The organism is Prosthecobacter sp. (assembly GCF_029946185.1).
GTDB lineage: Bacteria > Verrucomicrobiota > Verrucomicrobiia > Verrucomicrobiales > Verrucomicrobiaceae > Prosthecobacter.
On record NZ_JAQSEA010000101.1, the window covers coordinates 18,164 to 40,302 of the forward strand.

Here is a 22,139-nt window from a genome sequence, read left to right on the forward strand (position 1 = left end):
TTACTCCACGTCCACCTTCCCGCCGCCGTCGCGACCCTTGGTGCCACGGTCATACATGCTCTCGGCAAACACAGGCGGGATCACATAACTGCCTGCGGCGATTGGCTTGATGCGATAGCTGAAGGTCTTCACTTCGCCCTTGCCCAGGCCGCAGAAGAACACGTTGCGGTCTTCGCGCACATCCACGTAATCCGCGCCGGGTATCGTGCGGAGTCCGGGTTTGAGGCCATTGGGCTCCAGCTCAAAGCTGCCGGGCATCAAATCGAGCACGGCGATGTTGCGGAGCGCATCGGGAGAAATGTTGCGAACGGTCAGGCGCACCAGCGCACCTTCACCGACTTTGAGCTTCGCCACGGCCTTGCCATCCGCTCCGAGAATTTCGCGGAACACTTCCAAGCCATCCGCGATGCGCTGGGTCGGCACACCGGTGTCGAATCCGGCCTCCGTCACCTGATAAAAGGCACCTAGATCGCGGCCACCACCCTGAGCGAGTCCGAAGCGCAGGGCACTCGCCTGCGCGCTGAAGTTGCTCTGGACGATTCCGGTGGTCTCCGGCACCAGCACACTCGGTGTGCCGCCTGCACGCGGCAGTTCTGCCAGCGAGACACGCACGCCAGACTGCTTCGCGAGATCCGAGTAGGCCTTGAGCGCGAGGATCGTGGTGGCGGCGCTGATCGTGTTGAAGCGATTGCGTGCCAGCGGCTCGGTGACGACGGCGAGATCATCATAGCCAAAGTTTCCCGCCAGTTCTGGGAAGTGTTTGCAGGCCACGGCGAAGCCCTCGGCCTGGCTCACCTGCGGATCGAGATAGTACCAGCCGCGCCATGAGCCCTGCGCTTTGGTTTTGCGCACGGCGGCCCAGTAGTCCTGCATCAGCGCCACCGCTTCCGGGCGCTTCTGCAGCATAGCATACGTGCCAGCGAGATACGCAGCGGTGAGATGGCCGCGCCATGCCTCCTGATGCTTCTGCCGCAGGTTGTCGCGCAGGTTCAGCACAAAGGTGGAGGTGTTCTCGCCATGGCGCGTGAGGAGATAAATGGCTGCCGCCTGAATGGATGCCTCGTCGAGGCTGTTCACCTGGCCGCGTGCCATCTGCCGCATGCGATTGCGCGCGCCTTCGAGCAGGGCCGACGGCACCGCATTTCCTGCATCCCGCGCTTCCGTGAGAAACCGTGTCACATAGACGGAGAGATAATCCATGGCGGCATCCGCAGACGAATCCCAGTAGCCAAAGCCACCGCTGGAATTCTGGCGGCTGCGCAACAGGGCAAACGCCGCATCCAACTGCCGTGCGGAGTCCGCTGCATCAAATCCGAAGTCCACCTCCTTCGCCAGCAGCAGGCGTGAAACCGCGCGGCTGGTGATCTGCTCGGAGCAGCCATACGGATACTCGTGCAGGTACGATTCCAAGCCGCGTGCAAGACCCAGCGGCAGGGCAGACACGTTCGCGTTCAGTTTGCGATATTGCGGGAACATCTCGCGCGTGACCTTCACGTCATAGCTGCTGTCGCGGAAGTAGCCGCTCTGCACGTTGGTGATGAACGGTGCAGCAGGCCTCACGCTCAGCGTGGCACGCCGCAGCACCACCTGACCGGCTGCCTCAGCTTTGAAGGTGATCTCCGCACCACCGAGCTCGCTCTTCACTCGTATGCGGAAGCGTACGGTGTCCTCTTTGCCAGTGGCCACATTGAGCGCGCCCTGCGGCGATGCAATGACTTCGAGATGCGGCGTGACCTGCGCCACGATGTTGATCGGTGCATTCGCCTCGGCTCCTTCAAGGTTGTTCGCCACCGTGAGCGAGGCGGTGAATTCATCTCCGGGCGCGGCAAAAAACGGCACATTCGGCGTGAGCACGAGAGGTCCGCGCACGATGCTGCTCGTTTCAGCGCGGCCCACTGCATCCTCAGCAACGGCGACGGCCATGACATTGAGTTTGCCGGCGAAGTAATCCGGCACCGTGTAGCTGACCTCCTGGCGCTCGGGCCCGGCGGCGATCAATCCCGACCAGAACACCACCGGCGGCTCATTGCGGCGCTTGAACGGATTCAAATTCAAACGCAGCGGTTTGTCGGCATCGCCCCCGAATGCCTTGTTTTGCGCGATGAGCGAGAACTCCGGCAGGATCAGGTCCATGAGTTGCTCGGTCTCGACTTCGAGCGCGCGTTTGCGGTTCAGGTGCGCGAGCGGGTCTGGCAGCTTGTAGTCCGTGATCTGGTGGATGCCCGCATCCACGGCATAGATGACGATGCGGCAGGGCTTCGCAGCTTGAAAACCAATTTTCATGACATCCCCCGGCTTCACTTTTTCCGGCGCGTCGATCTTCACCTCGATGCGGCGTTTGTCGGGATTCGCGACGAAATGCTCCACCGCATAGCTCAGAGGCGAGGTGAAGATCTCCTTGGAGTCAAGCGCCCGCACAAAGGAAGCGTTTACATACGCGGAGCCTTCGATGTCATTTGGTACCGTGATGTGTTGCACGCTGGCCGTCGTGCCCGCCTTGAACCATTGCCAGCCGAGCACGCGCTCGCGTTCGATGGTGATGAGGCCCGCGCCTGTGTAGGTCGCGCTCAGGCTTGCCTCCAATGATTCACCGCTGTTCCAGGTGCCGCGCGCCAGTTTGATGCCCAGCTCCGCATCACGCTCCATGCTACGTTCCATATCTCCTTTGCCCACCACGGTGAAGGCGGTGGCGCAGACAGTGTTGTTGTCTGGGTCGCGCAATTCGAGGCGGAACTCGCCTGCTGCGGTTGTCGGCAGAGCGTAACCGGCCCCTTCGAGCGGCAGAGCGAAACGTGCCTCCGACACTACGGATTCACGCTGCGTCGAGACGTAGGTGTAGCTGCCGCTTTCCTGCTTCGTGAGCACGGAGACGTGTTTGATTTGAATGAGGCGCGCCATGAGATCCTTCGGCGCATAGGGTTTCAAATCTGGGCCGACTGCCATGAAGCGCACATTTGCCGCCGTGTCCTTGCCGAGGTAATCGAGCTTCGCATCCGGCTTGTAGCCGACGACATACGGCAGCGCGGCGACGAGGAAATTCTTCCCGCTGCGCACACTGCGGCCGCCGTCGGCCTCGAAGCCTTCGATCAGCAGGCTCACCTGAAAGCAGCTTTTGTCGAAACGCTCAAGCGCCAGATCAAATTGCGCTGCGCCCGTCTCATCCGTGGTCTGCTCGCCGAGATTGATCTTCTGCCCGGCCTCAGTCTCTTCGGTGTCTTCAGCCTCAGGCAGTTGATTATGGAAGATGAAATCGGGGAACTGAGCAAAGGCGAAAGCGCCCGGGCTCAATTCCATCCGCGCTTTGAGCAGACGTTTGGCCGCAGGAAAACCAAACAAGGTTTGCAGCGAGACATCCGCCTTGATCTCATTCGGCTGCAGCCATCCGGCGAGTTCGTTGCCGGTGAGTGTCATGTCGATCTTCATGCGGTCCGGCTGGAAATCCTCGACCTTGAGCAAGGTCTGCCCGAGACGGTCGCGGTCATGAATGCCTTTGATCAGATACAGACGTGCGATGTAGCGGCCCGTGGGGTCGGTCTCATCGGTCTTCATCTTCACTTCAATGAAGCCGTCAGCGGATAGCGCGATTTTCTGGGTGTCGATCACCTCGTCCTTCGCGTTGACCAGATCCATCTCCAGTGGCAGCCCCGCGAGACCCGCGGCCCAGTCACGGCGCTTCAGCACCGCACTGATGTGGATGTTATCTCCGGGCCGATATACGCCGCGCTCGGTGAATACGAAGGCCTCCAGCGCCTCCTGCTCTGAAGCTTGCACGCCACCAATGTCGAAACGCGAGAAATCGAGCAGGCGGTCGGGACGTTCGAACGGCAGGAAGGACAAGTCATTGCCGAGCGTGGCGACGATGGCCACCGGGCGCTTCTCGCGTTGAAAATTTCCGACATCCGGCAGCAGCACATGGCCGTCGGCAGTGGTTTGCTGCAGCAGTTGCTCTCCGTTTTTCGCCATCACCGTGATCACGGCGCCGTTCACCGGTTCGCCGGTCTGGATGCTCTGCACAAACACATCGCGCGAGCCGTCTGCGTTCTTTTTCACCATCAGGCCGAGATCGGTGACTAGCACGAAACGCTTCGTCGTCGCCTGATCCATGACGCGCCAGTCGTCCTCCACAGCATCACCTTCCAGGCGCTTCTGGCTGTGTGGGTAAGGCTCCACGCCCTCTGCCGTGAGAAAGAACAGACCGCGTGATGCATCTGCATCCGAAGTGTCCTGTGATTGCAGCGCGCTGGCAAAGTCGACCATCGAGTAGGAGGCCTGATACTCGTTTTTCATCGCCACTGGCTGCACATGGCGCAGGAAGTGGGCGATGTTGGATTCGTCAAAGCTGTCGCCCATCGTGAAGTAGGGATTGGCGAAGTCGCCTTCTGTCATCACCACCAGGTGGTTGACCTGGCGTGCAGGCACACGCGCCATCATCACCCGCAAAAACGGGACGCCGCGTGATTGCAGCGAGAGCTTGCGCTCGCCATTGAGCGCCAGGATGCCGCCCTTGCCCAGCAACTGGACCTCCTTCGGAAACCGTGGCGTGGATTCAAAGGAGCGAAACTCCCGGCTGAGCCGGAAGCCGCCCAGTGCCTCGACTCCCTGCGTGATGCGCACAAACATGCGCCCCTGCTTCTCCGTGAGAAACTTGAACGCATGCCGCGTCGTCGCCGGATGGTCATCGCTCAGTTCCAGCTCGACCGGCTTCAACGAAACGGGGGCATACTGCCTCAGTACATCCTCCGTCACATCATTGACACCGGGAGGGACGCGTCTGCCATTCACATCCGTAATCCGAAAATTCGGCGGTTCCTGCCAGACACCGAGATGCTTGAGCAGATTGTCCGTCGTGACGTAGCCCTCGGTGTTGATGAACAGAAACTGCTCAGGCTCGCCATCCTCGGCCTTCAAAATCTCTGTGTTCGCATCGGCAATCTTGAAGCCGCTGTCCACATCCGGCACGCGCACTTTGGAGATGATGTCGGCCGCCAGCGATCCGCCGCCGACTGTGCTGGTGATTTCTTTGTGCAGCGTGACTTTCACGAAGTCTTCCTTCGCCGGCACTTGAATCCGCGCGGTGCGAATCCAGAACTCGCGCTGAAACTTTCCTTCGGTGACCGAGAACAGTGCATCCGGCTTCTGCCCTTTCCAGTCGAAGATTTTCGCGCCACCTACAACCTCCAGCGAGACTAGTTGCCCGATCTGCGCTTTGTCGAGCGGATGCGTGGAGGTGAAACCCACCACGACGTTTTGCAACGACGGATCACGCGGATCGATCTCAAACTCCGAGCCAGTCACGGTGAGCACCAGCGGTTGTGTCTTACCTGTCCAGACCGGTTCCTTCACCGCCACTTCCTTCGGGAGTTGCGCCGGATCAAGCTGCACCGTGTACTGCTGCCCGGCGGGCCAGTCCTTGGCAGGTGTGAAGATCAGCAGCTTGTCCGTGCTCCATGTCCACACGCCTGCGTGTGCAGGCTTGAGAGTGACACCAGTTGCCGGTTTGCCGACGGCTTCCAGCTTGGCCACCGAGACATTGAACTTCACCGTGATCGGCTGGTGCTGCGGTTTGTTTTTGATGATCGGTGTGATCCCCGGCATCGAGAGCACACCTTTGGCCTGCCGCAGTTCAGCCCGGACCAGTGGCCGTGGCCGATGCGCTTCCATGGATTGACGAATCTGCGGGACAATGAGGAACATCGACCCGGTGATCAAAATGGCGAGGGCGTAGCAGCCCGGATGCTTCCGCACATGATCATCTGCCGCGCGGGCCAGGCGCGGCACCCAGGCGGGCGGCTGATAGTGAAATTGCCCAAACAAAGTTCTCATCAAGCACACCAGCCACGAACTAGAAGAATCAGACATAATGGATAAAGAATTGTGTGCAGAGATTAACCGACGGCCCTGCTCATGCGCGGGGAATCTTGTGGCGAAAATTGAATTTAATTCCCTTGATTCCTCATCGGGGGCTGTCGCCCCCCGATAGTTCGGGGGGGGCTGCATGAACGCCCACGCGGGGCCGTATGACTGAGCAATGTCCAACCGCGTCCTGTTTCCATGCCTTGCCAAGACTCTGCTTGCCGCATTTTCTCTTGCCTGCTCCGCCGCTGACGCGTCTCCGGCCAAGCCCGTCTCAGTGATCACGCCGGGGCAGGTGATTATCCCAATTGAAAAAATGCGCCGCATCTGGGGCGAGCTCATCAGCCTCGACCCCGCCACACGCACGGGAACATTCCGCAGCGAGAGCAACGACGAGGTGATGAGCTTCACGGTCATGCCCTATGCGGAGCTGCTGCACCATGCGACGCTGGGCGATTTACAGGACTTCAGGGTCGGCGAGCGTGCGATCTTCCGCATGCATGTGAATGACAAAGAGGAGTGGGTCTGGCTTACCTACATTCAGGATGAGATGAACATGATGAACGGCCACGGCGAATACTTCTTCGTGGATCAGATTGATGCCACTACTGGCAAACTCACCACCACCTGGGCCAAGGGGGACATGACCTTCGTGCGTGAAAAAAATGTGGTGCTCGAAACCGACAAGGACACCCGCTACTGGAAAGAAGGCCAGCCCGCGAAGTTCAGCGACATCAAGGGGGGCGACAAGCTGCGCACCAAGACCCATGGCCTTGGTAAAGGCAAGATCCGCATGGCCTGGGAGGTCTTTCTCGATGACGCCAGCCTGGTCAAATTCCAAGCTGAACAAAAGGCCGTGCACTCCAAGCGCATCTTGGAAGAAGGCATGCCGGGTTACGTTGATGAATCCCAGGGGCGGCAGCTCACCCTGACGCTCTTCAATGAAGGCGATGAGCAGATCAAACGGCTCAAAAAGGGCACTCCTATTCGGGTGGCTCCCGCTGGAGTGGACCGCAAGCCTTTGGCAGTGGACGTCACTGGCATTGTCACCGTCGTCGGTAAAAACGGCCGCCAAGCGCAGGTCACGATTGAGCTAACTGCTGCCAGCGAAAAGTTTAAGCCTACGGGCGTCGTGAGGATGTGGATTGCTGAGAGGTAAGCGTTCACCCAGGCCCCAATCCCGGCTGATTGGAGCGGGGGATGGTTTCTTCGTCCGGTTTTGGCAGCATTGGGGAGATACATTGATCGTTCTAATGCGTTTGTTTCTTCCCCTGATGAATCGTCTGTCTCTTCTTGTCGCTGTCCTGCTGTCCGCCCATGCTTCATCCCAAGCTGCTGAGGCTCAAAGCCGCGCCGTGATGGATCAACGGCACAAGGCTTTGTTTCAGGAGACTTGTGTATCCTGCCACGGCCCGGAGAAGCAGAAGGGAAAGTTCCGCTTGGATGATCTGCCGTTTGAGATCAAAGACATCGAGACGGCGGAAAAATGGCAGAAAGTGCTCAATCAGATGAACTCGGGCGACATGCCGCCAGAGGACGAAAAGCAGCCGGCGAATGCAGCCAAGGCGGATTTCCTTGATGATCTGGCGAATGTGATGGTCGCGGCGAGGCGCAGTCTGGGGGATCAAAATGGAGTCATCACCATGCGGCGGCTGAACCGCCGCGAATACAAGAACACCCTGCGGGAACTTCTCGGTGTGGAAATCAATGTGTCCGATCTTCCGGGAGACAGCGGTGGAGGTGGGTTCGATACGGTGGGGGCCAATCTCTTCATGTCGGCGAACCAGTTTGAGCAGTATCAGGTGCTGGGACGCGAGGCGCTTGAGGAAGCTTTTGCGTGGCAGGCGGCGGCAGGCGTGGAGAAGAAGCTTCACTACGAAGCTGAGACGACGACACCTGTTGTGCAGAAGTTTGTGGCCTATCAAATCGATGCTAAAGCGCGTGCGGAGCGCTGGATCAAAGCGGTGGATGAAGCGGCGGCCAAGCCTGAGAACAAGGACATCGTGGCCAAGATCCGCAAGGAATCGAAGAACGACAGCATCTTCCGCCGTGAATGGGCCCGGATTCCCGGTGCGCCCAATCCGCGTACCTTTGGCTTCGACAAGAAGGGCGAGAATGACGCTGATCTGGCCAACGATTCGCTGGGCGCAGGCTGGCTGAAGTATCATCAGTATTACATGGGGCAACCTGCCGTGGACAAGGGGGCCTACCTCGGCACGCAGACGCGGCACCCTGCGGAACTGAACGTGGGCTACATTGAACTGCTCGTCCCGTTTGACTGGCCGGTGGGCGATTACATCGTGCGCGTGAAAGCCGCAGCCACCAAGGACGCTCCAGCAGAGCGGCGCTTCCTCGACTTCGGCATCTATGCCCGCACAGGCCGCGTCATGGCCACGCATGAAATCACCGGAACGCTGGAGGCACCACAGGTGATCGAAATCCCCCTGACTCTGACGCGGAGTAACATGACGCGGGAGAACCGAATGCTGTTTGTGCGGGAGAAGGGCAGCTGGGACACCAATGAAGAAGGCGGCCGCAGACGTGCTGAGGCTTTGAAGCGCAATGGCATCGGTCCGGAACTCACGCTGTGGGTGGACTGGATCGAGATCGAGCGCGTGCCCAACGTGACCAAGCCGAAGCCGCCCGGCGTTGCCGCACTCGGCATTCCGCTGGATGACAAAGCGCCTGCACCCTCCGCGCCCGAACTGCGTGCGGGACTTGAACGATTTGCCACACAGGCTTTCCGCGGAACGACGCCACCAGTGGGCTACATCGACCGCCTGCTCAGCCTCTATGATGTGCGCCGCAAGGCGGGAGACAAGCACAGTGCGGCCCTGAAGGAGACGCTTTCGGTCGTGGTGTCGTCGCCGATGTTTCTGTATCTCGCAGAGCCTTCAGCGGATGAAAAACGTCGGCCACTGACAGGCACAGAACTCGCCACCCGCCTCTCGTATTTCCTCTGGAGCGCACCGCCGGATGGCACACTGCAAGGTCTCGCCAAGAGCGGTGAATTGATGAAGCCGGAGGTGCTCACTGCGCAAACGGAACGGCTGCTGAATGATCCGCGTTCGGCGGATTTTCTTGAAGCCTTCACGCATCAATGGCTGGGTCTGGATCGAATCGACTTTTTCGAGGTCAATCTTGCGCTGTATCCGCGCTTTGACTCAGGCACCAAGGTTGCGGCCAAGGGTGAGATTCATGAAACCATTGCGCACATCATGCGGAGCAATGCGAGCCTGCGCGATCTCTTGAAGTCGGACTATGTGATGATCAATCGCGTGCTGGCTCACTACTACGGCATCTCCGGCGTGAAGGGGAATGGCTACGAAAAAGTGTCGCTGCCCAAGGATTCTCCGCGTGGTGGATTGCTCGGCATGGCGGCCATTCACTTCATGGGGGGCAATGGCGAGCGCACCAGCCCTGTCGAACGCGGTGCCTGGGTGCTGCGCAAGCTGCTGCATGATGCACCACCGCCCGCGCCTGCCAATGTCCCGGCGATCACGCGGCTCGCGAGCAAGGTGCTCACCACGCATGAGAGGCTGCTCGCCCATCAGGAAGATCCGCAGTGTGCGAGCTGCCACCGCAAAATCGACCCCGTCGGTTTTGGATTGGAGAACTTCGACGCCGCCGGGCAGTGGCGCACGGAGGACAGCTACATGGCCATCGACGCGAACGGCAAGGCCGATCCCAAGACGAAGAAGACCTGGACCATCGAAGCCGCCGCCGCGCTTTACAAGGGCCCTGCGTTCAAAGACTTCTTCGGCCTGCGCGACATCATCGCCTCAAAGTCAGACGCCTTCGCTCGCAGCTTCAGCGAAGCCCTGCTTGAATTTGCCCTCGGCCGCCCACCCGGCTTCCGCGATGAGCCGCTCATCACGGGCATGGTGAAACAAGCAGGGAAAAGGGACCTCGCCATCCGCGAGTTCATCCAGGCACTCGTCGCCAGCCAGGAGTTTCACACGAAGTGAATTCAACTTATACGATCTACATTCCATTATGAAAACCCGCCGTCACTTCCTTCAATCCAGCAGCGCGCTCATTGCCCTGCCGGCGCTCGAATCTCTTGGCTTTCGTCGCTTTGCTTCGGCAGCGGCTCCGGCTGCACCGCCGAAGCGGCTGGTGTTTCTGGGCTTTGGCTGGGGGATCACGACGGAGACTTGGTTTCCGGACATCAAGCAACCGGGGGCTGATTACACTCTGCCAGAGGGACTCAAACCACTGGCACGGCACAAGGCGGACTTCAGCGTGGTGCAGGGGCTTTGGAACAAGTACAGCAACGACGGTCACTGGGGCAGCACGATGTGGCTGAGCGGTGCGAATCGTTTCGGCGAGCCTGGGCAGAATTTTCACAACAGCATCTCTGCCGATCAGGTGGCGGCGGCAAAGCTCGGGCTGGATACACGCTTTGCCTCGATGCAGCTCAATGGCAGCGAAAACGCGGAGTCATCGGGGCATGGCCCGGGGCTTTCCATGGCATGGGATGTGAGCGGCAAACCCATCGGCGGACACAAGGGGCCGGTGGAAGCTTATCACCGGCTTTTTTCCAAGGACACCACGCCCATCGAGCAGCAGAAGGCCATGCTCGCGCAGAAGCGTAGCGTGCTCGATACTGTGATGGAGAATGCGCGGAGCATGCAACGCGGCCTTGGAAAAACGGACAAGGGCAAGCTTGATGAATATTTCCAAGGCATCCGCGACATCGAGACGCGTCTGAGCAAAGACGAGCAGTGGATCGGTGTCGCGCAGCCCAAGGCACCCCTGCCCGAGCCGGCAGCCGGCCTCGCTGGAAAAGAGGAGATCAAGATCATGTATGACATCATCATCGCGGCGATGCAGACGGACAGCACGCGTGTGCTCACCTATCGCCAGCCGGTCAGCACCCTGATGACCAGCATCGGCATCAAGGTGGCGCCGCATGACATGAGCCACTACCATTCCACGCTGGGAGAAAAGCTTGAAGCCTCCAAGCAAAGAGACCTCGCTCAAAGCGATCTGCTGGCCGGACTCATCGACAAACTCAAAGCCACCAAGGAAGCCGATGGCAGCCGTCTGTTTGACCATGTCGCTCTCGCTTACGGCAGCAACATCCGCACAGAGCACAATCTCGACAACTGTCCGACGCTGCTTACCGGCGGCGGCGCAGGCATCAAACTGGGCCACAACATCGTCGCGCCAAAGGATACGCCTTTGTGCAATACGTGGCTCACTCTGTTGAATGGAATCGGTGTGAATGCCGAGCGACATGGCGACAGCAGCGGCGTGCTGAAGGAACTCATCGCGTAACCACACCTGCCTTTTATTTCATGAAGTCTTCACTTCTTGCCGCGGCACTGCTGCTGACAAATCTGCACGCTGCTGACATCGAACTCACCGAGACGTTGCAGTTGCCCGAATGCCACAGCATTGGATGGGTGCGGGCCAATACGCAGGTGAAAGGGCAGAAGAACTGGGATGGGGTGCTCGATGAAGCCAAGTGGGGCACGCCTTCGCCACAGCAGGCCGTGGAGCGAAGCTGGGACTGGAAACTCACCGATGAGCAGTGGCAGCAGGCGGTGAAGGAGAAAGGCGAGGGCAAAGAGGAAGACGTGAAGTTTGACCTGTGGATTCCGGACGGCATCGCGGTGGCGAAGGGCATCGTGGTCATGTCTGGCCATGGCAGCGGCGAAACGTTGTATAAACATCCGGAGCTGCGCAAAATCGCCCGCGAGCAGCATTTCGCGCTCTTCAAGTTTGTGGGCAATCCCATGCAGCGTGGCTTCTGGCCACGTAGCCTGCTCCATGAGCGGCTGAAGACGTTTGGACAAAGAGCGGCACATTCCGAACTCGAAAACGCACCGCTCTTTCTCTACGGTCACTCCAACGGCACCGGATTCTCTGCCATTTTTCCCGCCGACAGCACCCGCGTGTGGGGCTGGGTCTCCATGCGCCCTGGCACCACGTATCAGGTCTATCAACCCGGAGCAGCGCAGATCCCCGGCCTCGTGATCTTTGGCGAGGTCGATGACTTCTTTGGACGTCCCTCAAAGGCTGAGAACATGGGTGTCGTCGAAGCGATGCGGAAGAAGCACAACGCGCTGTGGAATTATGCCGTTGAACCCAAGACGGGACACGGTCCTGGTGAAAAGACCTGGCCGCTGGTGTTCTCCTTTCTGCGTCATACCTTTGCCGCGCGCGTGCCTACGGATGCTGATGCACTCAAAGGTCCGGTGAAGCTCAATGCGCTGACGCTTGAGAGCGGCTCGCTCGGCAAAAATTGGGATGTCACGCAGGGAGGCTATCAAACGCTGCCGACGGCACCGTTTGCTGCATTCGATGGCGACAAGTCCACTGCCTCATGGCTCATCAATCCTGCGTATGCTGCCGACTGGCAGGTGTTTCAGCGCGACGGACAGATTACCAAGCCTTGAACCTTTTGCCCGCCATGCACTGCCTCAGTCGCACGACATTCCTGCTGCTCGCGCTCAGTATTCAAGCGCTTGCGGGTTATGATCCAAATGTCCTTCCCAAGGGACATGAATACTTCGAGCTGCGCGACGGGCTCGCGAACTGCCGGATCAAATTCGAACGGGAAAAGACCGGACGCATCGCCTTCCTCGGCGGTTCGATCACGGCCAGTGGCGGCTGGCGCGATCATACGATCAAGTATTTCCAGCAGAAGTATCCAGACACCAAGTTCGAGTTCATCAGCGCGGGCATTGGCTCGATGGGATCGGTGCCGCATGCGTTTCGGTTGGAGCGCGATGTGCTCTCGCACGGACCGGTGGATCTGCTGTTTGTGGAAGCTGCGGTGAATGACGCCTCGAACATCCCGGAGCATCCCGAGCAGATGCTGCGCGGCATGGAAGGCGTGGTGAGGCATGCACGAATGGTGAATCCGCTGACCGACATCATTCAGATGCATTTTGTCATGCCGCCGCACATGGATGACTACACCAAGGGCAAAGTTCCGGCGGCCATCACACAGCACGAAAAAGTCGCCGTGGCGTATGGCAATGTGACGCTGAATCTGGCGCTTGAAGTCACGGATCGCATCAACGCGGGTGAGTTCACCTGGGAGAAGGATTTCAAGGGGCTGCATCCAGCGCCTTTCGGACATCAGCTTTACGCCAACAGCATCCAGCGCCTGTTTGAGGCCGCCTGCAAGCAGCCCCTGCCCGTCGCCGCGAAGCCGCACGAACTGCCGGCGTTGATTGATCCGAAAAGTTATGTGCGCGGACGTTTTGGCAACATCGCCGACGCACACATCATTAAAGGCTTCACCTTGGAGCAGGCGTGGAAGCCAGAGGACAAGAAAGGCACGCGCCCCGGCTTTGTCGATGTGCCCGCACTGGTCGGTACCGAACCAGGCGCTGAGTTTGAGTTCAGTTTTGATGGCACAGGGTGCGGTCTCTTCATTGCTGCGGGACCGGACGCAGGACGCATTGAGTGCAGCATCGACGGCGGTGAGTATCGCCTGACAGACACTTTCACCCACTGGAGCAGCGGCTTGCATCTGCCATGGGCCGTCATCCTCGACGATGGCCTGAAAGACGGCCGACACAGCGTGAAGGTACGCATCGCAGCTGGCCACAATGACAAAGGTATGGGCACGGCGCTGCGCGTGTTTCACCTGCTGCTGAATTGATCGAATCCTACAACTGGCGACATTTGGCCCGCTCCGCCTACGTTTAGTCTCGTCTTCAGACCCACCCATCCATGATTTCTCGTCCTCGCTTCTTCCTCTCGCTCGCCGTTTCGGCCGCCTTTGCTGTTTCTTCTCTGGCTGCTGACAATATCAAGATCGTCCTCGTTGCCGGGAAGGTGAAGGAGGTGGACAAGACTGGCCATCATGACTATCTCGGCGGCTGCCGCCTGATGCAGGCGCTGCTCAAGCAGACGCCGGGTGTGGATGCGGTGCTGGTGAACGAAGAATGGCCTGCGGATGAAAAGGTTTTCGATGGAGCTGCAGCCGTGGTCTTTTACACGGATGGCGGTGGCAAGCAGGCTTATCTGGCCACACCGCAGCATATCGCACTGGTGCAGAAAATGGCGGATGGCAAAAGGGGGCTGGTGAACATTCATCAGGCGGTGGAGTTTTCGCCAGCATTCGCGCAGCAGTCGAAGGATTGGACCGGTGCCGTGTACAATGCGCTCTCCAGCCGTGGCCATTGGGACAGCGTGCATGATGTGTTTCCCAAACACGCGATCACCAGAGGTGTCACACCGTGGAAGATCAATGATGGCTGGTTGAACCATTTTCAGTTTCCCGCCGAAATGAAGGGCATCACACCGCTGGTGTGGTCCGGCAAAGAGAAGCTGGGTTCACCTGAAGGCGGCGACAAGGATGTGGTGGCATGGACCTTTGACCGCCCCAGCGGCGGGCGCTCGTTTAGCTTTAGTGGGTTGGATGCGCACCATGCCTGGGAACAGGCGGGAATGCGCCAGCTTGTCATCAATGGCGTGCTGTGGTCGGCGGGAGTTGAGATTCCAGCCACGGGTGCGAAATGCGAGGCTGACAAGGCGCTGATCGATTCCTTTCTGACTCCGCGTATCGCACCGCCGAAGAAGGTGAAAACTGAGGCTGCTCCAGCTCCTGCGGTGAAGTAGATTTGATTTCTTGAAGTTCCAGACTGCCTAAAGGCGGGACTACAGAACGGCGCTGGGTTGTTCGTGCACGCTGGGGGAATGAGTGCTTTGCGGGAAGTGGGCGAACGTGGATGTTCGTTCTACGGTCAAGATCACCGCGAACGAAACACCTCACTCATGAGACACTCGACGAGCAGCGTATTTAGGCCGAGGCCCTGCTGCTTCACTTTGGCGTGGAGCTTGTCGATGATGAAGTCGTCGTTGAGCTCCATGGAGCGACCGGCGGTGTAGGTGAGGACTTGGCGGATGAGGTGGCGGCTGAAGAGATCGGCACGGGTGTCGTGAATGAGTTTCTTGAAGCCGGCGAAGTCGGTGTAGGTCTCGCCGGACGGGAATTCGCCGGTGGTGTCGATCTTTGCGGCGGGGGTCTTTTTATTCACCTGCGGGTACTTGGTGCGCCAGCGACCGACGGGATCGAAGGCTTCGAGGCTGAAGCCGAGCGGATCGATCTTGTGGTGACACTCGGCGCATGCGGCATCGGCACGGTGTTTGGCCAGGCGATCGCGAATGGTGGTGGCTCCGCTGACATCAGGCTCAATGGCTGGCACGACATCCGGTGGCGGTGGTGGCGGGATGCCAAGAATGTTTTCTGAGACCCACACACCACGAGTGACGGGAGAGGTCTCCACACCGTTCGAACTCACGGTGAGCACGGCGGCCATGCCGAGGAGGCCACCACGATGCGTGTTGCCTTTGAGGCTGACTTTTTGAAAGCCATCGGCGAGGCGCAGGGTCTTCTGCTCGGGCATTTCGTAGAGTTTGGCGAGCTTCTTGTCCACAAAGCTGTGGTCGCTGTCGATGAACTGAATGACGGAGCCATTGGTCTTCAACAGATCGCGGAAGAAGAGAGTGGCCTCGGTCTTCATCGAGGTGGGCAGGTCCTCCGCATAGTAAGAGCGGACCACTTCGCGCGGCGGCGGCATGCCACCGAGTTCACGGAGGTTCAGCCAGCTGTCCAGAAAGCCGCCCACAAAACCGCTGATGCGTTCATCGGCGAGCATGCGCTGGATCTGTTTTTTGAGCTCAGCATCCTGCGTGAGTTTGCCGGACTTCGCGGAGACGAGCAGCGCTGTATCGGGCGGAGTGGCCCAAAGGGCAAAGGAAAGGCGCGAGGCGAGATCGTAAGGGCTCAGAGCTTTGGCGGACTCTTCAGTGATCTCGCTCAGATAGAGAAAAGAAGGGGAGCACAGGATCAGCTTCAACGCATCCAGCGCGGCCTGACGTGGTGTGGCTTTTTCCGCGAGGCGCTTGTCATACAGAGCGCGGATGGGCTGGCGGTCGGCATCGGTGAGCGGGCGGCGGTAGGCTTTTTCGGCAAAAGCCTGGACCTGCTCCAGCGCATGCTCTGCCTGGAACCCGTCTTTGCCAAATACGGCTACCTCTTCGGCACCGCCTTTTTCCTCAGGCACGGGGCCGTTGATCTTGATCTCGCTGATGCGGATGTGTGGGAGCTTGCCTTCCAGCAGGATGTGGGCGCGGCCGACACCGGAGGTGCCGACGTTCGCCTTGAACTCGTCCTTGTAGCGTTTGTTGATCGTGACGACCGAGGCCCGTGATTCATACGGACCATTTGGGAAGATGAAGCGCGGGGTCTGCCCGGCCTCCAGCCACACGCGGAATTTGAACCAGGTGGGCGTGTTGTCCGGCACCACGGCGCTGGCGAGCAGAGGCTCGATGGCCTGCGGGTAATGGATGTGGCCTTTGGTGACATCTCCTGGCACGACACCGAGGATGAAGGGTTCAGAGAAGTCGATGCCGAAGATGGTGGGATCGTAGTGCGTGTCACGGTGCAGCGCGGCAGCCTCGACCTCGATGTCGTAAAGGCCGGAGACGGGCACGCCCTGCTTGAAGTCTTCGATGTGGCCGTAGCCGCCCTGGCGGGTGTCGGTGTTTGGCTGCTCGTAGAGGCAGAGGTAGCGGTAGTTGAAGGCGGATTTATGGGAGCCGCTCAACTCTTCGTATTGCAAAAAGTGGCTGTTGAAACGCCAGCTCTTTGGCTCGGTGGCTGGTTTGCCGAGGCGCATCTCGACGAGACGGTTTGCGGACTGGAAGTATTGATCCACCAGAAAGCCGGAAGTCACCAGCGACTTGCCGATGGTGTCCATGTGCTGGCTGGTCTTCTCCTTCGGGAAATCGGCTGTAAGGCCTAGTGTATCCACCCGGCGGCCAAACAATGTGGCGAGGGTGTTTTCATACTCGCGGCTGGAGAGGCGGCGCATGACCGTGCGGCTGCCAGTGCTCTGAAATTTGCCATAGGCGGCCACGGTGCCCTCGCGCAGCGCACGGATGATGCCGAGACGTTCTTCATCGGTGGGCTGGTCCGCCTTTTTCGGTGGCATCTCTTTCAGCGTTAGCTGGTCGATGATGTCACGCGCATCGATGAGTTCAGAAACGGACTTCAGCGGTAGCGCGAACTTTTCAAAGGCGCGATCACCCTTTTGCACATCCGCGTCATGGCATTCCAGACAGTACTTTCCGAGGAACTGCTGGGCGAGTTTGGGTGCGTCTTCTGCGGCGCGGGCCGAGGTGAGGAGCGACAGGCAAAGGAGTGCGCTGGAGCGCAGAGTCGGAGCTGAACTCATCACGCGAAACATCCTGTGCTGCTGCCAAAGGAATCTGTTTCGACGCCCATCTTCTGCGCGATGTCGACGAAGAGATTGCACAACGGCACTTTGTTGATGCCTTCACGCGGCACTTCGCGGAATTCGCCGTGCTTGTAGCCACCGCCCGCGAGGATGACGGGAAGATCGGAGTTTTTGTGCGAATTGCCATCGCCCATGCCGCTGCCAAAGATGGCCGTGGTGGAGTCCAGCAGGGTGCGCTCGCCATCGTTGATCTTCGAGAGGCGGGTGATGAATTTGCCGAAGTGCTCGATCTGATACTTCTCCAGGGTGATGAGGTCGGCGACGGCCTCCGGGGCGTTGCCGTGGTGAGAGAGGCCGTGCCAGTCTTTTTTGATCCCAAGATGCTGCGGCATGAAGTCGCCGCCGATTTCCAGCGTGGCGATGCGTGTGCTGTCCGTTTGCAGGGCGAGGGCGATCAGCTCATAGAGAATCGGCAGATCTTCGACGGCATTGTGATTCGCGGGCTTGTCAAAAGGTGCGTTGGGCTTGGGCTGGGCGACCCAGCGCTGGCGGAGTTCCAGACGCTTTTCCACATCGCGCACGGAGGTGAGGTATTCATCGAGCTTGTCCTTGTCCTCCTTATTGACTCGCTTGGAGAGGCGGCTGGCCTCGTCCATCACGGAGTCTAGAATGGAGGCCTGCACCTGGTTTTCCTGCACGCGGCGGGTCTGGCGCTCCTTGGAATCGCTGACAAAAAGCTTCTCGAACAACTGCGATGGATTGGTGACGGGAGGCACACGCACGCCCGACTTCGTCCAGGCGATCTGGCAGCCGCCATGAATGCCGCCTTCAGAGCCGACGGTGAGCGAAGGAAACCGCGTCTGGAAGCCGATCTCGTCTGCGAGATACTGGTCGATGGTCACATTGCCATCCGGGCGGTTTTGCGCCTCGGAGTTCAGCACGCCGGAAAGGAACGAATGCACGGCAAAGTGACCGCCCTTCACGCCGTGGTCGAGGCCGCGAAGGACCGTCATCTGGCTGCGATTATCCCACAGCGGCTCCAGCAGCGTGGTTTTCTCATAGTCGCGACCCTGGGTGGTCGGAAAGAGCTGCTTGGTCTGAAAGCCGAGCAGATTGCCCACGGCCACGAAGCGACGCGCTCCGTCACCTGCGCCTTTGGCGGCTTGGACGGCGGAATTGCCACCCACGGTGCCGGCCATGAGGGAAGGGAGTCCGGGCAGGGCCAAGGAGGTGCCCAGAGATTGGAGGATAAAACGGCGTCTGTTCATGATTTGGGGGTCTGACTACTACGTAGCCAGAGCGCCCCGTGTTGCAGCATGAAACGCGCCCTTTACTCGGATTTCAGGCCTGCGGTATTGACGGCGATCACGCGGTATTGGTGCTTTTTGCCAGCCTCGGACTGTTTGTCGGTGAAACGCATCTCCAACAGCGGGTTCGAGGGAGTGTCGCTGTATTGCAGGCCCTGAAAGATCGGACGGCCAAAGGGATTCTTCGGCTGCTCCGGCACGGTGCCGATCTGTTTGCCATCACGCTCGATGATGAAATTTGCCAGGCCGCTTTCCAAATCGGCTTCGGCTTTCCAGGTGAGTTCATTGCCATTCACCACCAGCTTTGTCGGTGCGGGGGGCGGCGTGGTGTCGGGAATGGAGGTGTCTTTGACGTAGATGGCCCAGGCTTTGGCGACGGCCTCGTTTGGCAGCCAGACGGCCTTGTCTTTCTCTCCGGTGAACTTGGCCGCAGGGACGGCTTCAGCGCCCAGCAGCGGGGCCAGCCAGGCGTTCTTCGTCGGCATCGGTTTCAACGATCCGCCGCTCTTTTCCGACAGGCGGGCGGTTAGGCATGCGTCCAGCCAGGGGATGGTGAAGTAGCGCTGATTGCCGCATTCATGCGCGGTCAGAGGATCAACCGATACGCCGATGAGGCCGCCTTTGGCACGTACGGCGGTGAAGAACGTTTCATTCGAAGCCCAGGCTCCGGCAAAGCGGCCATCTTTGACCGTCACACCTTCCTTGGTGCCCAGATTGCACATGATCGGCACGGAGGAGACGGCCTCGGGCAGAGTGTAAGCCTTGATGGTGGGCCGAGCCGGATTGGCCTCCAGCATCGGCACGCCTGAGCGCAGGCATGCTGCAGCGACACGTTCCGGGTGCAGAAGCGTCATGCCGCCCGCCCAATGACCGCCGCCACTGTGGCCCCATAGCGCCCAGGGGACTTTGGCGAGTTCGGGGTGGCCGGACTTCGCGCCGAGATCCACGAGTGCCTTTTGAAAGGCGGCATCCGAGCCATTGCGTGGGTCGCACCACATCTGGCACTCGGCTTTTTCCGGCTGCTCATAGGAGGGGGCCAGCAGGGCGCAGTCGTGCTTTTTTGCGAGCGCCTGCCAGTGCAGGTCATAGGCACCGGTGAGGCCGGACTTGCAGGAGCCTTCACCGCAGCCGTGCTGATGCACGATCACGCCGCGCAGGGACTTCACTCCTGGAGGCACCCATACCGTGTAGTTCACCGGATAGATCAGCTCTCCCGGCTTGGTCGAAGCCTCGTAGCGTACGCGATAATACGGCGCGTCAGGCGGTGGAAAGACATCATAGGGCGGCTGCTGCGCACACAACGAAGCAGTCAGGGCGAAAAAAGAGAGGAGGGCAAAGGAACGCATGGAGACAAACAAACAGGGAATGAAGTGAGAAAGTTACAAGCGCGATGAGAAAGCACGACGCAGCGGTCGTTTTCCCTGTCCCGCCCGAACGTTTTCCCCAACCACGCTCTATGAGACTTCCTGTTCTGCCCGCCCTTTTCATTTTCGCCGCCGCCGCTGCTTCCGCTGAAGACGGCTTCACTTCCTTGTTCAATGGCAAGGATCTTACAGGCTGGGAGGGCGATCCGAAGCTGTGGAAAGTGGAAAACGGCGAGGTCATCGGCACATGCACCGGACCAGACGCCATGGCCAACAACTCCTTCCTCATCTGGCGTGGCGGCGAGGTGAAGGATTTTGAATTGCATGCCACTGTGCGCGTGGTGGGCGATAACAATTCCGGCATTCAATACCGCAGCCGTGAACTGCCGGAAATCGCGCCCTGGGTCATCACGGGATATCAGCTCGACATTCATCCCGCCACCGAACATACGGGCATGACTTATGAAGAGAGAGGGCGGGGCATCTTCGGCCTTAATGGCGCCAACGTCATGCTCGATCCAACAGGCGCATTGTGGAAATTGTCAACGCACGAGGCGGTGAAGGTCGATGTCTCACAGTGGAATGAGTACACCGTCATCGCACAGGGGAATCACTTGGTGCACAAGATCAATGGCAAGATCACCTCTGAACTGACTGACTGCGATGAAAGCAAGCGCGCCTTGGCGGGTTTGCTTGCCATTCAGCTTCATCGCGGCAATGCGAACAGCGTTCACATCAAAGACCTCCGCCTCAAAGTGCTTCCTGTCGCGGAGCCTCAGTCCTTTGACGCGGCGAAACTTCCCGCTGGTGCCGTGAAGATCGAGAAGCCTCGGACGAAGAGCCCGCAGGGCACCGGTCCTGTTGTGCCGCCGACGAAAAAGTAAGCCTCTTCCACCTGCATGAAACGTCTTCTCCCGCTCATCCTCTTTTCGTCATTCTTCATTCATCATCCGTCTTCCTCGGCAGAGTCAGCTCCGAACATCATTCTGATGATGGGCGATGATCATGGCTGGGAGGAGACCGGCTATAATGGACATCCGCATGTGAAGACGCCGGTGCTCGATGACATGGCCGCGACGTGTTTTCGATTTGAGAATTTCTACGCTGCACATCCGAGTTGCTCGCCCACACGCGCCAGTTTCATGACGGGTCGGCACCCGAACCGCATGGGGACTTTCACGCCTGGTTTTTCGATCCGCCCTGAGGAGATCACCCTTCCGCAGATTCTTGGCAAAGCGGGCTTCCACTGCGGACATTTCGGCAAGTGGCATCTCGGGCCGGTCAAAGCCTCGTCCCCGACGAGTCCGGGAGCGATGGGGTTTCATGAGTGGGTGTCGCATGACAATTTTTTCGAGTTGAATCCATCCCTCTCGCGCAATGGTGGCCCGCCGGAGGTCATCCAAGGAGAAAGCTCCGCCGTCGTCATCGACGAGGCGATCAAGTTCATTGATCGCGCGAGCAAGGATGGCCAGCCCTTCTTCACCGTCGTGTGGTTCGGCTCACCGCATGAGCCTTACAGCGGCCTGCCGGAGGATCTCGCGCTTTACGATGATCTGCCAGCCAAGTACAAGGACAAGAAGGTCAAGCTGACCTCGAATGAAACCGGCGGTCCGACCACACGCCCGCAGGGTGAAGTGCTGCGCGAGCGCTACGCCGAAATCACCGCGATGGATCGTTCCATCGGCACCCTGAGAAAGCACCTCGCTGCCAAAGGTCTGCGCGAAAACACACTGCTGTTTTACTGCGGCGACAACGGCACCTCTGCCGATGGTTCGCTCGTCCTGCCGCATCGCGGCGTGAAGGCCCAGGTCTATGAGGGCGGTGTACTTGTTCCCGGCCTCATTGAATGGCCCGCGCGCATCCCACTGCCGCGCAGCACGAAGGCTCGTGCCACCACCAGCGACCTGCTGCCCACGCTCTGCGCGCTCACCGGTCAGCCACTGCCAGATCGTCCAATCGATGGCATGGACTTCCTGCCAATGCTGGATGGAAAAATGAGCGAGCGCCCCAAGCCGCTCTGGGTGTGGCAGTTTGACGCCGCGCATCTCGACAAGGGCAATCCTTATATTGATCCCAAGTTGCAGGAAGGCACCTGCCCGCTGGTGAAGAAGTCCGGCGGCAAAGCCACGCGCGACTTCAATAACTTCCGCCACAGCACCATCACCGATGCCGACTACCTCGGCTCGCGTGCCATCATAGATGGACGCTACAAGCTGGTGATCCATGAGCCGAAGAAAGGCCCCGCGAAACACGAGCTTTTTGATCTCATCGCTGATCCCGCTGAAAAAAGCGATCTGCTCGGGCAGGAGCCTGCCATTGCGAAGAAGTTGGAGGCCGAACTGCACGATTGGCAGCAGTCCGTGCTGCACAGCCTCACGGAGGCGGACTATCAGAAGTAAACCTCC

12 protein-coding genes are annotated in these 22,139 nt (G+C 59.4%); 8 read left to right on the plus strand and 4 right to left on the minus strand.

Translation table 11 applies throughout. The annotated features are described in order from the left end of the window. Nucleotides 1-5,859, minus strand: a complete 5,859-nt coding sequence (locus tag PSV43_RS07725; protein WP_300195223.1) for an alpha-2-macroglobulin — start codon at nt 5,857-5,859, stop codon at nt 1-3. A 169-nt stretch (nt 5,860-6,028) separates the two neighbouring features. Here PSV43_RS07725 and PSV43_RS07730 point away from each other — a divergent pair, with 169 nt between their 5' ends. The 6 genes from PSV43_RS07730 (at nt 6,029) to PSV43_RS07755 (ending at nt 14,439) form a co-directional block, all read left to right on the plus strand. Beyond that, on the plus strand, nt 6,029-7,012 hold the full coding sequence (locus tag PSV43_RS07730; RefSeq protein WP_300195225.1) for a hypothetical protein: 984 nt from the start codon (nt 6,029-6,031) through the stop codon (nt 7,010-7,012). Nucleotides 7,013-7,127: 115 nt separating this feature from the next. Further along, nucleotides 7,128-9,821 carry a DUF1592 domain-containing protein gene (locus PSV43_RS07735; RefSeq protein ID WP_300195227.1) on the plus strand — a complete coding sequence of 898 codons (2,694 nt, stop codon included), beginning with the start codon at nt 7,128-7,130 and terminating at the stop codon, nt 9,819-9,821. 28 nt (nt 9,822-9,849) lie between these two features. Next, nucleotides 9,850-11,136, plus strand: a complete 1,287-nt coding sequence (locus tag PSV43_RS07740) for a DUF1552 domain-containing protein (RefSeq protein ID WP_300195229.1) — start codon at nt 9,850-9,852, stop codon at nt 11,134-11,136. A gap of 20 nt (nt 11,137-11,156) precedes the next feature. Further along, nucleotides 11,157-12,260, plus strand: a complete 1,104-nt coding sequence (locus PSV43_RS07745; protein WP_300195232.1) for a hypothetical protein — start codon at nt 11,157-11,159, stop codon at nt 12,258-12,260. A 14-nt stretch (nt 12,261-12,274) separates the two neighbouring features. Further along, nucleotides 12,275-13,477, plus strand: a complete 1,203-nt coding sequence (locus tag PSV43_RS07750; RefSeq protein ID WP_300195234.1) for an SGNH/GDSL hydrolase family protein — start codon at nt 12,275-12,277, stop codon at nt 13,475-13,477. A gap of 71 nt (nt 13,478-13,548) precedes the next feature. Continuing rightward, nucleotides 13,549-14,439, plus strand: a complete 891-nt coding sequence (locus tag PSV43_RS07755) for a ThuA domain-containing protein (RefSeq protein ID WP_300195236.1) — start codon at nt 13,549-13,551, stop codon at nt 14,437-14,439. Nucleotides 14,440-14,570: 131 nt separating this feature from the next. Here the strand turns inward: PSV43_RS07755 and PSV43_RS07760 are convergent, their stop codons facing one another. The 3 genes from PSV43_RS07760 to PSV43_RS07770 all read right to left on the minus strand — a co-directional run bounded on the left by PSV43_RS07760 (nt 14,571) and on the right by PSV43_RS07770 (nt 19,716). After that, nucleotides 14,571-17,060 (minus strand): DUF1592 domain-containing protein, encoded by a 2,490-nt coding sequence (locus PSV43_RS07760; RefSeq protein ID WP_300195238.1) that lies wholly within the window; start codon nt 17,058-17,060, stop codon nt 14,571-14,573. Continuing rightward, a complete protein-coding gene (locus PSV43_RS07765; RefSeq protein ID WP_300195240.1) occupies nt 17,060-18,331 on the minus strand; it encodes a DUF1552 domain-containing protein in 1,272 nt (423 codons plus the stop codon). Before PSV43_RS07765 ends, PSV43_RS07760 begins: the two co-directional genes overlap by 1 nt. A gap of 62 nt (nt 18,332-18,393) precedes the next feature. Continuing rightward, nucleotides 18,394-19,716 (minus strand): hypothetical protein, encoded by a 1,323-nt coding sequence (locus PSV43_RS07770; protein WP_300195242.1) that lies wholly within the window; start codon nt 19,714-19,716, stop codon nt 18,394-18,396. Nucleotides 19,717-19,826: 110 nt separating this feature from the next. Between PSV43_RS07770 and PSV43_RS07775 the strand changes: the two genes are divergently transcribed. After that, nucleotides 19,827-20,618, plus strand: coding sequence for a DUF1080 domain-containing protein (locus PSV43_RS07775; RefSeq protein WP_300195244.1), 792 nt, complete (start codon nt 19,827-19,829; stop codon nt 20,616-20,618). A 15-nt stretch (nt 20,619-20,633) separates the two neighbouring features. Further along, entirely contained in the window at nt 20,634-22,133 is a 1,500-nt protein-coding gene (locus PSV43_RS07780; protein ID WP_300195246.1) for a sulfatase-like hydrolase/transferase, read from the plus strand. Nucleotides 22,134-22,139: the final 6 nt, after the last annotated feature.